We start from the raw sequence: 14,116 nt of genomic DNA on the forward strand, positions 1-14,116 counted from the left end.
CCCTGTAGCCGCTGCCGCAGGCTGTGAACGGCCCGGAACGGGACGCGCTTTTGGCAGGTCCTTCAAGCCGATCGGCCGCGTTGTCCGCTACGACGGCTACTACGTAGCCGAGCGCAGTCTGCGGCAGCGGCTACAGATCAATCCTTGTACTCCGGCCGCTTGGCCAGCCCTTCCTTGAGATAATCCACCAGCTTGCGCACCTTGGGCGACAGATTCCGTTGTTGCGGATACAGCGCCCACACCGCGGTATTTGGCGGCTGATGGGCTTCGAGCAGGGAAATCAGGGTGCCCTGATGCAAGTGCTCCAGCACGTAATAATCCGGTAGCTGGCAGAGGCCCACCCCCTGCAGCGCCGCATCCAGCACGGCTTGCCCGCTGTTGCAGCGCCAGTTGCCTTGCACCCGCTGGGAGAACTCGCGGCCGTCCTGCTCCAGCTGCCAGATGTCCGAGCTGCCGATCAGGCAGTTGTGGCGGCTCAGCTCCGACAGGCTGTGAGGGCGACCGTAGCGCTCCAGGTAGGACGGCGAGGCGCAGAGGTACATGCGGCGTGGCGCCAGGCGGGTCGCCACCAGCCGTGAGTCCTGCAGGCGGCCGAGGCGGATCGCCAGGTCCAGGCCTTCGTGCACCAGGTCCAGGGGGCGGTTGCTCAGTTCGATATCCACCCGCAGTTGCGGATAAAGCCCCATGAAACTGGTAACCAGCGGCACGATGAAGCGCTCGCCGTAGGCCACCGCGCAGGTCATGCGCAGCATGCCCTTGGGCTCGCTGGTCAGGTCGCCGACGGCGCGCAACGCCTCTTCGCGCCCGTCCTGCAGACGCTGGCAATGCTGCAAGAAAGTCTGCCCGGCTTCGGTCAGGGTTACTCGGCGGGTACTGCGATACAGCAGGCGCGTCTGCAGCCGCTCTTCCAGGCGGACGATCTGCCGGCTGATATGGGAAGACGACACCCCAAGGCGTTCCGCGGCGGCAGTGAACTGGCTGCACTCGGCCACGGCGACGAACTCATCGATACCTTCCCAGCGGTTCTCATTCATGACGATTATCCCTGTACAGCAATAATGTTTTGCTTTTGTCCGGATTATTCATCGCCAGGCGCTGTTTTACACTCCCTGTCTCGTTTTTATTCGCTGGAGACCCAGGATGATCAAGTCGCGCGCTGCCGTTGCCTTCGAGGCCAAGAAACCCCTTGAGATCGTTGAAGTCGATGTCGCCATGCCCAAGGCCGGCGAAGTGTTGTTGCGGGTTGTCGCTTCCGGCGTTTGCCACACCGACGCCTACACCCTGTCCGGCGCCGACCCGGAAGGCATCTTCCCGTCGATCCTCGGTCACGAGGGCGGTGCCGTGGTCGAGGCCATCGGCGAGGGCGTGACCTCGGTGGCCGTGGGTGATCATGTGATCCCGCTGTACACCCCGGAATGCGGCAAGTGCAAATTCTGCCTGTCGGGCAAGACCAACCTGTGCCAGGCGATCCGCGCCACCCAGGGCAAAGGCCTGATGCCGGACGGCACCACCCGTTTCTCCTATAAAGGCCAGCCGATTTTCCACTACATGGGCACCTCGACCTTTTCCGAGTACACCGTGTTGCCGGAAATCTCGGTGGCCAAGATCCCTAAAGAAGCGCCTCTGGAAAAAGTCTGCCTGCTGGGTTGCGGCGTCACCACCGGGATCGGCGCGGTGATCAACACCGCCAAGGTCAAGGCCGGCGACACCGTGGCTATCTTCGGCCTGGGCGGTATCGGCCTGTCGGCGGTGATCGGTGCTGTGAAAGCCAAGGCTGGCCGGATCATCGCGATAGACATCAACCCGGCCAAGTTCGAAATCGCCAAACAGCTGGGCGCTACCGATTGCGTGAACCCGAAAGACTTCGATCGGCCGATCCAGGAGGTCATCGTCGATATGACCGACGGCGGTGTGGACTTCTCCTTCGAGTGCATCGGCAACGTACAACTGATGCGTGCCGCGCTGGAGTGCTGCCACAAGGGCTGGGGCGAGTCGGTGATCATCGGCGTGGCCGGTGCCGGCCAGGAAATTTCCACCCGTCCGTTCCAGCTGGTGACCGGCCGCGTCTGGCGCGGTTCGGCATTCGGCGGCGTGCGTGGGCGTTCCGAGTTGCCAAGCTATGTGGAAATGGCCCAGACCGGTGAAATCCCCCTGGACACCTTCATCACCCACACCATGGGGCTGGAGGACATCAACAAGGCCTTCGACCTGATGCATGAAGGCAAGAGCATCCGTACCGTCATTCATTTCTGAGGTCGGCCATGAGTCTGGAAAACCTGTCCTGCCAGAAAAGCTTCGGCGGCTGGCACAAACGCTACAAGCATCATTCCGAGGTGCTGGGTTGCGACATGGTGTTTGCCGTGTACCTGCCACCGCAGGCGGAGCAGGGTGGCAAGCTGCCGGTGCTGTACTGGTTGTCCGGCCTGACCTGCACCGACGAGAACTTCATGCAAAAGGCCGGCGCCCAGCGCCTGGCCGCCGAGCTGGGGTTGATCATCGTCGCGCCGGATACCAGCCCGCGCGGCCCTGGTGTGCCGGGCGATCCGGATGGCGCCTGGGACTTCGGCCTGGGTGCCGGGTTCTACCTGAATGCCACCCAGCAGCCCTGGGCCGAGCATTACCGCATGCATGACTATGTGGTGCAGGAGCTGCCGGCATTGGTCGAGGCGCATTTCCCGGCCTCGGACAAGCGCGGCATCAGCGGGCACTCCATGGGCGGCCACGGTGCTCTGGTCTGCGCGTTGCGCAACCCGGGGCGTTACCAGTCGGTATCGGCCTTCGCGCCGATCAGCAACCCGATGGATTGCCCGTGGGGGCAGAAAGCCTTTTCCCGCTACCTGGGCGAAGAGCGCTCCCGTTGGCGCGAATGGGATGCCAGCGTGCTGATCCAGGAGGCCAGCGAAAAGCTGCCGTTGCTGGTAGACCAGGGCGATCGTGACGATTTCCTGACCAATCAGCTCAAGCCCGAAGTGCTGCAACAGGCGGCGAAAGCCGCGGGTCATCCGCTGACGTTGCGCCTGCAACCCGGCTACGACCACAGCTATTTCTTCATCGCCAGCTTCATTGGCGACCACCTGCAGCATCATGCGCGCGCTCTGAGCGCCTAATGTCCGCCAAAGCAGGTAGAATCACGCCCTGACTCAATCAGGGCGTTTTTTTATGCGTATTGGCCACGGCTACGATGTGCACCGTTTCGCTGAAGGCGACTTCATCACTCTGGGCGGTGTGCGTATTGCACACAGCTTCGGGCTGCTCGCCCACTCCGACGGCGACGTGCTGTTGCACGCTCTGAGCGATGCCTTGCTGGGGGCAGCCGCACTGGGCGACATCGGCAAACATTTCCCGGACACCGATCCGCAGTTCAAGGGCGCCGACAGCCGCGCGCTGTTGCGTCATGTCGTCGCACTGATCCATGCCAAGGGCTGGAAGGTCGGCAACGTCGATAACACCATCGTGGCCCAGGCGCCGAAGATGGCTCCCCATATTGAAACGATGCGCGCGCTGATTGCCGCGGATCTGCAAGTCGAGTTGGATCAAGTGAACGTCAAGGCCACCACCACCGAAAAGCTCGGCTTCGTCGGGCGCGAAGAAGGCATCGCCGTGCATTCCGTTGCCTTGTTGCTGCGCGCATGAACGAACTGCAACTGTTGGGCCCGCGGGCCTATGGCGAAGCCTTGGGCAGCGCGGTACTGAAGGCCACCGCTGAAGACTTCCAGGTCGACGAAGTCCTCGACATTCCCCTGACCGGCGAAGGCGAACACCTGTGGTTGTGGGTGGAAAAGCGCGGCCTGAACACTGAAGAAGCGGCGCGGCGGATTGCCAAGGCCGCGGGTGTGCCGTTGCGCACCGTCAGCTATGCCGGCTTGAAGGATCGCCAGGCGCTGACCCGGCAGTGGTTCAGCGTGCAGTTGCCCGGTAAGGCCGACCCCGATCTGTCGGCTGCTGAAAACGACACGCTGAAGATCCTCAGGCTGACCCGCCACAAGCGCAAGCTGCAACGCGGCGCCCACGCGGCCAACGGCTTTACCTTGCGCCTGACCGAATTGAAGGCAGACAAGGCGGGGATCGAAGAACGCCTGCAATCGATCGCCAAACAGGGCATTCCCAATTACTTCGGCGCCCAACGTTTTGGCCATAACGGTGGCAACCTGGTCGATGCCCGCGATTGGGCCGCCCGCAATGCCTTGCCGGAACAGCGCAACGTGCGTTCGCGGCTGCTTTCCACCGCGCGCAGTTACCTGTTCAACCGGGTATTGGCGGCGCGAGTGGCCGATGGCAGTTGGCAGCGGGCCCAGGTCGGCGACCTGCTGGCCTTCACCGACAGCCGCAGTTTTTTCCCGGCCGGCGAAGCCGAATGCAGCGATCCGCGCCTGGACATCCTCGACTTGCACCCGACCGGCCCGCAGTGGGGTGAAGGCGAGTCGCCTGCCGGCGGGGCGACTCATCTGCTGGAACAGCAGGTGGCTGCCGACGAAGCGGATCTGCGCGATTGGTTGATTAAAGCCGGAATGAGCCACGAACGTCGCATCCTGCGGCTGCCCATTGGCGGGTTGACGTGGCATTATCCCGAGCCTGACATTCTGCAACTGGAATTCGTCCTGCCGGCCGGATGCTTCGCCACCGTATTGGTGCGTGAACTCGTCGATCTGGTGCCGGTGGGGCAGACGGACAGCCCATGCGTATTCTGATTTCTAACGACGATGGTGTAACAGCACCCGGTCTCGCCGCGCTTCATGCTGCGCTGGCGGATTACGCCGAGTGTGTGGTGATCGCCCCGGACCAGGACAAAAGCGGCGCCAGCAGCTCGCTGACGCTCGACCGGCCGTTGCACCCGCACACCTTGAGTAACGGTTTCATCAGTATCAATGGCACCCCCACCGACTGCGTGCACCTGGGCCTCAACGGGCTGCTGGAACGCGATCCGGACATGGTCGTATCCGGAATCAACCTCGGGGCGAACCTGGGTGACGACGTGCTGTATTCCGGCACTGTCGCCGCGGCCCTGGAAGGGCGTTTTCTGGGGCTTCCGGCATTTGCCTTTTCGTTTGTCTCGCGTCAGGTGGATAATCTGCCGACGGCTGCCTATTTCGCCCGCAAACTGGTCGAGGCCCATGGGCAGCTGAACCTTCCACCACGTACCGTGCTGAACGTGAACATTCCCAATCTGCCCCTCGACCACATTCGCGGCATTCAGCTGACCCGCCTGGGCCACCGTGCCCGTGCGGCGGCGCCGATGAAGACGGTCGATCCTCGCGGCAAGGCCGGTTACTGGATCGCCGCGGCGGGGGATGCCGAGGACGGCGGCCCGGGGACTGACTTCCACGCCATCATGCAGGGTTATGTCTCGGTCACGCCGTTGCAGCTCGATCGCACCTTCAACGATGCTTTCAGAAGTCTTGATGGCTGGCTGGAGGGGCTGCGCTGATGGCTCGCGAACAGGACGATTTGCTGCGTCGCGGTATCGGGATGACTTCCCAGCGTACCCGCGAACGCTTGATCCAGCGTCTTTACGATGAAGGCCTGTCCAACACCCAGGTGCTGGAAGTCATTCGGCGTACGCCGCGGCATCTGTTCGTCGACGAGGCCCTGGCGCATCGGGCCTATGAAGACACGGCCTTGCCGATCGGGCACAACCAGACGATCTCGCAGCCTTATATGGTGGCGCGCATGAGCGAACTACTGCTGGCGGCCGGCCCGTTGGACAAGGTGCTGGAGATCGGCACCGGCTCGGGTTACCAGACGGCGGTGTTGTCGCAGCTGGTGGAGCGGGTGTTCTCGGTCGAGCGCATCAAGGTGTTGCAGGACCGGGCCAAGGAACGTCTGGTCGAGCTGAACCTGCGCAACGTGGTATTCCGCTGGGGCGACGGCTGGGAAGGCTGGCCGGCGCTGGCGCCGTACAACGGGATCATCGTGACGGCGGTCGCCACCGACATCCCTCAGGCCCTGCTGGACCAATTGGCGCCGGGGGGGCGGATGGTGATTCCGGTCGGTGCCGGCGAAGTACAGCAACTGATGCTGGTCATTCGTGAAGAGCAGGGGTTTTCGCGGCAGGTTCTCGGCGCGGTTCGCTTCGTTCCCTTGCTCAACGGGCCGTTGGCCTGAGCATTTGTTTGGAACGGGTGAATTCTGTTTGATCGGCTTGGTCTTACAGCTTGATCAATCGGTTAAGTAACGTTGAACCCTGATCGATAAGCCAGTACCTGCCGATTTCGCTTTGCCGGGAGTAAAGCGCGGATGGCCGGTTATACTTGCGACATTTCATGCCTTAGCCAGGCACTATTTATCTTCAACCACCACAAAGGGAGCGGCGGGTGAGTCTCACAGTCATTGCGCAGCGTATGGGTACAACAAGCTTTCAGCGACTGGTGATTGGCCTTGTCTTGAGTTCTCTGTTGGTCGGGTGTTCGAGCAATAAGTCGAGCAGCGCCCGGGTCGTCGATCGTACGAGTGCGGTACCGCAGCGCCCGACGGTGACCACCGGGCAATACACGGTTCGTCGCGGCGACACCCTGTTCTCGATCGCCTTTCGTTATGGCTGGGACTACAAGGCCCTGGCCGCGCGCAACAATATTGCCGAGCCGTACACCATTCACCCGGGGCAGACCATCCGCTTCGACGGTCGCTCGGGTTCGGCACCGACAGCGGTGGTTACAAAGTCGGCTTCCAGTGCATCTTCTTCAAGTAAAACCACGGTAATTCGTCGTCCGGCAGGGGCCGCGCCAACGATTGCGAGCCAGCCCGCGCCGGCTCCATTACCGCCTGCAGGCCCCGCGCCAAAGGGCTGGGGCTGGCCTGCGAACGGTATTCTGATTGGAAAATTCTCTTCAAACGGTAGTTTGAATAAAGGCATTGATATCGCCGGGGATTTGGGACAGCCTGTTTTAGCTGCGTCTGATGGGACGGTGGTTTACGCCGGGAGTGGCTTAAGGGGCTACGGCGAACTGGTCATCATCAAACACAGCGATACCTACGTCAGTGCTTACGGCCACAACCGTAGGCTGTTGGTTCGGGAGGGGCAGCAGGTCAAAGTCGGACAGACAATTGCCGAAATGGGATCAACTGGTACAGACCGGGTGAAACTGCACTTTGAGATTCGCCGACAAGGTAAACCTGTGGATCCGCTGCAATTCCTGCCACGTCGTTGATCCGTTACCAAGCCTGTTCCGTCACGTAGAGGGAACAGGTTCCAGCGTTGCCAAGGATAAAGGCGTCGCTTGAGCCTGAGGTCGAACTCACCAAAGGACTATAACAATGGCTCTCAGTAAAGAAGTGCCGGAGTTTGACATCGACGATGAAGTTCTCCTTATGGAGACGGATATCGCCACTGATTCGATGTCGAATGAGGGATCTGCTGTACCTTCAGTTCGTGCCAAATCCAAACACTCCGCTTCACTGAAACAACACAAGTACATTGATTACACGCGAGCGCTCGACGCAACGCAGCTGTACCTCAATGAAATCGGCTTTTCCCCATTGCTCTCTCCGGAAGAAGAAGTTCATTTTGCGCGTCTGTCGCAAAGTGGTGATCCGGCCGGGCGCAAGCGCATGATTGAAAGCAACCTGCGTCTGGTGGTGAAAATCGCCCGACGTTATGTCAATCGTGGGCTTTCGCTGCTGGACCTGATCGAAGAGGGCAACCTCGGTTTGATCCGGGCGGTGGAGAAGTTCGATCCGGAGCGCGGTTTCCGCTTCTCGACCTATGCCACCTGGTGGATCCGTCAAACCATCGAACGGGCAATCATGAATCAGACCCGGACTATCCGGCTGCCGATTCATGTGGTCAAAGAGCTCAACGTCTACCTGCGGGCAGCACGGGAGCTGACACAGAAACTCGACCATGAACCCTCCCCTGAAGAAATCGCCAACCTGCTGGAGAAACCGGTAGGTGAGGTCAAGCGCATGCTGGGCTTGAACGAGCGGGTTTCTTCAGTCGACGTCTCGCTGGGTCCGGATTCGGATAAAACCCTGCTGGACACCCTCACCGACGATCGCCCTACCGATCCGTGCGAGCTGCTACAGGATGACGACCTGTCGCAAAGCATCGATCAGTGGCTTTCCGAATTGACCGACAAGCAGCGTGAAGTGGTGGTTCGCCGCTTCGGCTTGCGCGGCCATGAGAGCAGCACCCTGGAAGATGTGGGCCTGGAGATCGGGCTTACCCGAGAGCGGGTACGCCAGATCCAGGTCGAAGGTCTCAAGCGTCTGCGTGAGATCCTCGAGAAGAATGGCCTGTCCAGCGAGTCGCTGTTCCAGTAACGGTACGAGCAATCCTGCCGTGAAAAGCCCCGACAGGTTCGGGGCTTTTTATTGGGGGATCGATAGGCATCAGATGAAATTCGCAGGCGGATGTTCAATAGCTGAAAGAGCATGTAAGTAAAGGCTTACTCTTTCGTAAGTGTTCGGTTTTTATGCGGTATGAAAGTTGTCTGTTTAGCCTGAGGTTTTTAGTTATCTAGTTGATTAATAAGGGATTATTTTAAGTTTCAGAGCTGTACTCGACACTTTTTCTGGCTGTCAGTGCCATTGCTCTGTCATGGAAACTCTCTAATATCAGCCCTGTGTCGACGGATAGACACAGCCATCAAGGATGATGGTCAGGACATCGCAGGACGCGATTCATCAGGACGATGAAAAGGAACACAGGGACTAGGGAAAAAAGGTGGGCGGGTCATACCGCCCCTTTTTTTTGCCTGCGTAAAAATGAATCCGGAACAGCAAAAAGGCCCACAAGGGGCCTTTTTGGGGAACGCGAGGTGATCAGCGTTCGAGATCTTTGATCTTGCCTTTGACGCCATCCCACTCTTCGGCATCGGGCAGGGAATCTTTCTTTTCAGTGATATTGGGCCAGATCTCGGCCAGCTCAACGTTCAACTGAATGAATTCCTGCATCTCTTCCGGAACTTCGTCCTCGGAGAAGATCGCTACAGCGGGGCATTCAGGCTCGCACAGCGCGCAGTCAATGCACTCATCCGGGTGAATCACCAGGAAGTTCGGGCCTTCGTAAAAGCAGTCCACCGGACAGACTTCTACGCAGTCGGTGTACTTGCACTTGATGCAGTTGTCGGTGACGACGAAGGTCATTTCTAATTCTCTCCTCAGGCGGCGGCAGCGGAGCCCCTTCAGGACGGGGTCGCCAGGTTCGGGAGCGATAGTCTGCGGACCAGGCTAATAGTCCGCAGCATCCCAAACCGCGCGAGATTCTAACAGCTTGAAAGCATCAGCGTTAGATGCGTGTCTTCAATGTATAGAGCATTTCCAGTGCCTTGCGCGGGGTCATGTCATCCAGATCGAGCTTGGCCAGGTCATCGAGGACCGGGTGCGGCAGGCTGGCGAACATGTCGCTTTGCTGCGGGACTGAAGCCTTGCCCGATACCGGAGACTGCGCTTCATGGGGCAGGCTGGTGGTCTCCAGGCGACTCAGGTGCTCGCGGGCACGGACGATCACATCGCTCGGAACCCCCGCCAGCTGGGCCACGGCCAGGCCATAGCTCTGGCTGGCAGGACCTGGCAGCACATGGTGCAGGAACACGATGCGTTCGTTGTGCTCGGTGGCGTTGAGGTGCACGTTGGCGACCAGAGGTTCGCTTTCCGGCAGGACGGTGAGCTCGAAGTAGTGGGTGGCGAACAGGGTGTACGCCCGCAGCTGGGCGAGACGTTCTGCCGCAGCCCAGGCCAGGGACAGACCATCGAAGGTACTGGTGCCGCGACCCACTTCGTCCATCAGCACCAGGCTGCGCTCGGTGGCGTTATGCAGGATGTTGGCGGTTTCGCTCATTTCCACCATGAAGGTGGAACGACCACCGGCCAGGTCATCACTGGAGCCGATCCGGGTAAAGATCCGATCCACCAGCGACAGCTCGCAGCTCGCCGCCGGCACGAAGCTGCCGATATGGGCCAGCAGCACGATCAGTGCGGTTTGCCGCATATAAGTGGATTTACCCCCCATGTTCGGGCCAGTGATCACCAGCATCCGGGTTTGATCGTCCAGGCTCAGGTCGTTGGCCACGAACGGCGTGGTCAGGACCTGCTCGACCACCGGGTGGCGGCCCTGGGTGATGCGCATGCAGGGCTCGCTGACGAAACGCGGGCAATTGAGGTCGAGATTCAGCGCTCGCTCGGCCAGGTTGCTCAGCACGTCCAGCTCGGCCAGGGCACCGGCGGTGTCCTGCAGGGGCGGCAGGTGACCGATCAGGGTTTCCAGCAAGGCTTCGTAGAGCATCTTCTCGCGAGCCAGCGCGCGGCTCTTGGCGGACAGCGCCTTATCCTCGAAAGCCTTGAGCTCCGGGGTGATAAAGCGTTCGGCGCCTTTGAGGGTCTGGCGCCGGATGTAGTCCGCCGGGGCCTGTTCCGCCTGTTTGCTTGGCAGTTCGATGAAGTAGCCGTGAATCCGGTTGTAGCCGACTTTCAGGTTGGCCAGGCCGGTACGGGCCTTTTCCCGGGCTTCCAGGTCGATGAGGAACTGGCCGGCGTTTTCGCTCAGCGATTGCAGTTCGTCCAGCTCGGAGTCGTAGCCGGTCTTCAGCACGCCGCCGTCGCGGATCACCGCCGGCGGGTTGTCGATGATGGCTTTTTCCAGCAACGCGGCCAGTTCCGGGTAGGTGCTGGTGGTCACGGCCAGTTGGCTCAGGTGCTCGGCTTCGAGCTCGGTCATCGCCACTTGCAGTTCCGGCAGCGCCGCCAGGGCATCGCGCAGGCGCGCCAGGTCGCGGGGACGGGCGTTGCGCAGGCCGATACGGGCGAGGATCCGCTCGATGTCGCCGATTTCCTTGAGCTGCGGTTGCAGCCTTTCGAAGCGGTAACCGTCCAGCAGGCAACCGATCGAGGTCTGCCGCGCCTGCAGGACCTTCAAGTCACGCAGCGGGCGGTTCAGCCAGCGGGTCAGCAGGCGGCTGCCCATGGCGGTCTGGCAACGGTCGACCACCGATTGCAGGGTGTTATCACGACCGCCGGCGAGGTTGGTGTCCAGCTCCAGGTTGCGCCGGCTGGCGCCGTCGAGCACCACGGTGTCGTCCAGGCGTTCGTGGCGCAGGCTGCGCAGGTGAGGCAGGGCGGTGCGCTGGGTTTCCTTGGCATAGCCCAGCAGGCAGCCCGCGGCGCCGATGGCCAGGGTCAGGTTCTCGCAGCCGAAGCCCTTGAGGTCCTGGGTGGAGAACTGCTGGCACAGGCTCTTGTGGGCCGAGTCGCGCTCGAAGTCCCAAGGCGCGCGACGGCGCACGCCACGGCGTTTTTCCGCCGGCAGTCCTTGTGGCCAGTCATCCGGGATCAACAGTTCCACAGGGTTGATGCGTTCCAGCTCGGCCAGCAGGTTTTCCCAGCCCTTGATTTCCAGGACGGTGAAGTTGCCGCTGGTGATATCCAGCACCGCGAGGCCGAACAGACGCTCGTCGCCCAGCACCGCCGCGATCAGGTTATCCCGGCGCTCGTCGAGCAGGGCCTCGTCGCTGACTGTCCCCGGGGTGATGATCCGCACCACCTGGCGCTCCACCGGGCCCTTGCTGGTGGCCGGGTCACCGACCTGTTCACAGATCACCACCGACTCACCCAGCTTCACCAGCTTGGCCAGGTAACCTTCGGCGGCGTGATAAGGAATCCCGCACATCGGAATCGCCTGGCCAGCCGACTGCCCGCGCGCGGTCAGGGTGATGTCCAGCAACTTGGCGGCCTTCTTTGCGTCTTCATAGAAGATTTCGTAGAAGTCGCCCATGCGATAGAACATCAGCTGGTCAGGGTGCTGGTTCTTGAGGCGCCAGTACTGCTGCATCATCGGCGTGTGGGAGGACAGATCGGTGAGCGCTTTATTCATCGGGTCGTCAGGTTGATTCGTTGAAAGGGTGGGCAAAAGCAGAGGGCATGGGCCCGGCTTTTTCGCGATGGGCGCAAGGTTACCATGGGCGGTCCGACCTTCGCAGGGATGAACCCAGCTGGATTTCGGGTGTTTTATGCAGAAATATGCATTTTAGCATTTGTCATCGGCGAAAATAACCCGCAATATGCGCGTTATGCAAAAGCGCAACGTTTCTACCGTCTTAAGAGAGCTGCTCGATCGCGATGGCATTTCCCCCACGGAACTCCATCGGCGTACCGGCGTGCCTCAATCCACCCTTTCGCGGATCCTCAGCGGCAAGATTGTCGATCCTTCGGACAAACACATCTCGCGGATCGCCGAGTACTTCCAGGTGAGCACCGATCAACTGCGCGGGCGCGCGGCTGTCGCCTCTGTCCGGTCGGCCGATCCGCATTCGGAACTCAAGGACATAAGTCTGTGGGACGACGATACCCCCGTCGATGACGACGAGGTGTCGGTCCCCTTTCTTCGCGAGGTTGAATTGGCTGCGGGATCAGGAAGATTCGTCATCGAGGAAAGCGAGCGCTCCAGTCTGCGCTTCGGCAAGCGCAGCCTGCGGCATAATGGCGTGCAGTTCGACCAGGCCAAATGCGTGACGGTACGCGGCAACAGCATGTTGCCGGTGCTGCGTGACGGCGCCACGGTGGGGGTCAATGCCGGCAAGTGCGGTATCGGCGACATCATCGACGGCGACCTGTATGCCATCAACCACAACGGCCAGCTGCGAGTGAAGCAGCTCTATCGCCTGCCTTCCGGTATTCGCCTGCGCAGCTTCAACCGCGACGAACACCCGGATGAGGACTACAGCTTCCAGGAAATGCAGGAAGAGCAGATCGTCATCCTCGGTCACGTCTTCTGGTGGGGCATGTACGCCCGTTAACCGCAGCCCATAACGTCAAAGCCCGCCATCGAGCGGGCTTTTTTGTGCCTGCGGAAAACCCCCACGCCTTTATTTATGCGGCTCTCATGCGCGCATGCATTTCTTTCGCATAAATAAATGCATTTGTGCATTGACTGTATATGCATCCATGCATATTATTCGTTCCAAGCCGCCCGACAGCGGCGAGCAACACCGCTCTTTAGTGGCAAAAGCAAAGGCAGCGATGAACCGGCCTCGACGGTTCAGAGGGTTGGCAACTGACCCGGGTGTGCAGCGTAAAGCACCGTGAACAGTTATCCGGCGGGCAGGGACCGCGGTCGGAAAAACAATTTGAATGGACTCGTACCGCGCCAGTAGCGCCGAAAAGTCAGCTTCCTTTTGTTCACAGGATGAAAGGAAGGCGAAGGATCGCATTCTGAAAAGCCCGGTGGATTGCCGGGCTTTTTGGAATGCCTACCTGAAGCGCACAGGCATATCAGGCTTCATCGCTGGATGGCCAATGCAAAAGGAAGGATCCGATGAACATCACAAGGCATTGCAGATGTTGAAAGATTGCCGATGTGGACATTGCAAAAGACTGCTCGCCCGGATCGGCGAGTATGCAGAGCTCCAGATCAAATGTTCCCGATGTGGAACGCTGAATCATGTGAGGGCCGCGAGCCCCGAGCGATCGCCTGTGAGCGACATGAATGCTGCTTCGACGGCACGACCCAATCAATCACAGCCATAGGTGAACACATGAAAGTTTTGAAAAAATACGTCGCTCCCATTCTGGCCGCCGTTGTGCTGCTGGGCTCCGCAGCCAATGCTGTTGCGGCCAACCTGCTGGTCAACGGCAGCTTTGAACAGCCCGGTTGCAGTGGTAGCTGTATTCTGGATACCCCGGCAAAAACCAACTTCATTACCGGCTGGACGACATTCCTGTCCGGTGCCGAGTACTTCAACGTGCCGGCTTCGATTGGCGGCTCCGTAGCCGCGGATGGTCTGGTGATTGTTGACCTGGCGAACTATGTCTATGGCAACGGCGGGGGCATTCAACAGAACTTTGCCACTGTCGTTGGCGCCAAGTACCGACTGACGTTCAGCGCCGGCAATTCGAAGTTCGCCGGTCGTTCGGGCGACGGTGTGGTACAGGTCAAAGTGGCTGGCCAAACCGCCACTTTCAATACCCCGACCGCCAAAGGCGTTGCGATCGAGTGGAGCACCCTGACCTACGACTTCACGGCCACTACCACGCAAACGACTCTGGCGTTCTCCAACGAGCAGAATCCGTACGCCAACTTTGCCTTTATCGACAACGTCATTGTTGAACGTCTGTAACTCCCGTTCAGCGGACTTTTCCAGGGTTGAAGACAGCGCCGGTGACCCGGTGCTGTCTTGCACTCAATCCC

General features: G+C 60.3%; 14 protein-coding genes. 11 read left to right on the forward strand and 3 right to left on the reverse strand.

Translation table 11 applies throughout. The features are described from left to right. Positions 1-137: 137 nt before the first annotated feature. Positions 138-1,034, reverse strand: coding sequence for a LysR substrate-binding domain-containing protein (locus C4K38_RS06080; RefSeq protein ID WP_053277650.1), 897 nt, complete (start codon positions 1,032-1,034; stop codon positions 138-140). A 106-nt stretch (positions 1,035-1,140) separates the two neighbouring features. Between C4K38_RS06080 and C4K38_RS06085 the strand changes: the two genes are divergently transcribed. The 8 genes from C4K38_RS06085 (at position 1,141) to rpoS (ending at position 8,256) form a co-directional block, all read left to right on the forward strand. Then, on the forward strand, positions 1,141-2,253 hold the full coding sequence (locus C4K38_RS06085; RefSeq protein ID WP_016705316.1) for an S-(hydroxymethyl)glutathione dehydrogenase/class III alcohol dehydrogenase: 1,113 nt from the start codon (positions 1,141-1,143) through the stop codon (positions 2,251-2,253). Positions 2,254-2,261: 8 nt separating this feature from the next. Beyond that, positions 2,262-3,107, forward strand: coding sequence for an S-formylglutathione hydrolase (gene fghA / locus C4K38_RS06090; protein WP_053277651.1), 846 nt, complete (start codon positions 2,262-2,264; stop codon positions 3,105-3,107). Between the two features lie 52 nt (positions 3,108-3,159). Further along, positions 3,160-3,633 (forward strand): 2-C-methyl-D-erythritol 2,4-cyclodiphosphate synthase, encoded by a 474-nt coding sequence (gene ispF / locus C4K38_RS06095; protein WP_007924033.1) that lies wholly within the window; start codon positions 3,160-3,162, stop codon positions 3,631-3,633. After that, a complete protein-coding gene (truD, locus tag C4K38_RS06100; protein ID WP_053277652.1) occupies positions 3,630-4,688 on the forward strand; it encodes a tRNA pseudouridine(13) synthase TruD in 1,059 nt (352 codons plus the stop codon). The genes ispF and truD overlap by 4 nt, the downstream gene beginning before the upstream one ends. Beyond that, positions 4,676-5,425: a 5'/3'-nucleotidase SurE gene (gene surE / locus C4K38_RS06105; RefSeq protein WP_053277653.1), complete on the forward strand. Its 750-nt coding sequence runs from the start codon at positions 4,676-4,678 to the stop codon at positions 5,423-5,425. The genes truD and surE overlap by 13 nt, the downstream gene beginning before the upstream one ends. Before the next feature lie 41 nt (positions 5,426-5,466). Then, complete coding sequence (locus C4K38_RS06110) at positions 5,467-6,102, forward strand: protein-L-isoaspartate(D-aspartate) O-methyltransferase (protein ID WP_169916052.1); 636 nt, start codon at positions 5,467-5,469, stop codon at positions 6,100-6,102. Between the two features lie 209 nt (positions 6,103-6,311). Continuing rightward, a complete protein-coding gene (locus C4K38_RS06115) occupies positions 6,312-7,145 on the forward strand; it encodes a peptidoglycan DD-metalloendopeptidase family protein (RefSeq protein ID WP_025806643.1) in 834 nt (277 codons plus the stop codon). A 106-nt stretch (positions 7,146-7,251) separates the two neighbouring features. Beyond that, positions 7,252-8,256 (forward strand): RNA polymerase sigma factor RpoS, encoded by a 1,005-nt coding sequence (gene rpoS / locus C4K38_RS06120; protein ID WP_007924026.1) that lies wholly within the window; start codon positions 7,252-7,254, stop codon positions 8,254-8,256. Between the two features lie 501 nt (positions 8,257-8,757). Here the strand turns inward: rpoS and fdxA are convergent. After that, on the reverse strand, positions 8,758-9,081 hold the full coding sequence (gene fdxA, locus C4K38_RS06125; protein WP_007924025.1) for a ferredoxin FdxA: 324 nt from the start codon (positions 9,079-9,081) through the stop codon (positions 8,758-8,760). Positions 9,082-9,223: 142 nt separating this feature from the next. Then, positions 9,224-11,803: a DNA mismatch repair protein MutS gene (gene mutS / locus C4K38_RS06130; RefSeq protein WP_053277654.1), complete on the reverse strand. Its 2,580-nt coding sequence runs from the start codon at positions 11,801-11,803 to the stop codon at positions 9,224-9,226. Between the two features lie 187 nt (positions 11,804-11,990). Here mutS and C4K38_RS06135 point away from each other — a divergent pair, with 187 nt between their 5' ends. From C4K38_RS06135 to C4K38_RS06145, 3 genes are all read left to right on the forward strand, one after another. After that, positions 11,991-12,725 (forward strand): LexA family transcriptional regulator, encoded by a 735-nt coding sequence (locus C4K38_RS06135; protein WP_164486997.1) that lies wholly within the window; start codon positions 11,991-11,993, stop codon positions 12,723-12,725. A 541-nt stretch (positions 12,726-13,266) separates the two neighbouring features. Continuing rightward, positions 13,267-13,455, forward strand: a complete 189-nt coding sequence (locus tag C4K38_RS06140; RefSeq protein ID WP_081001458.1) for a Com family DNA-binding transcriptional regulator — start codon at positions 13,267-13,269, stop codon at positions 13,453-13,455. Positions 13,456-13,463: 8 nt separating this feature from the next. After that, a complete protein-coding gene (locus C4K38_RS06145; protein ID WP_053277656.1) occupies positions 13,464-14,045 on the forward strand; it encodes a DUF642 domain-containing protein in 582 nt (193 codons plus the stop codon). Positions 14,046-14,116 lie beyond the last annotated feature (71 nt).

The sequence above is a fragment of the Pseudomonas chlororaphis subsp. piscium genome (assembly GCF_003850345.1).
GTDB lineage: Bacteria > Pseudomonadota > Gammaproteobacteria > Pseudomonadales > Pseudomonadaceae > Aquipseudomonas > Aquipseudomonas piscium.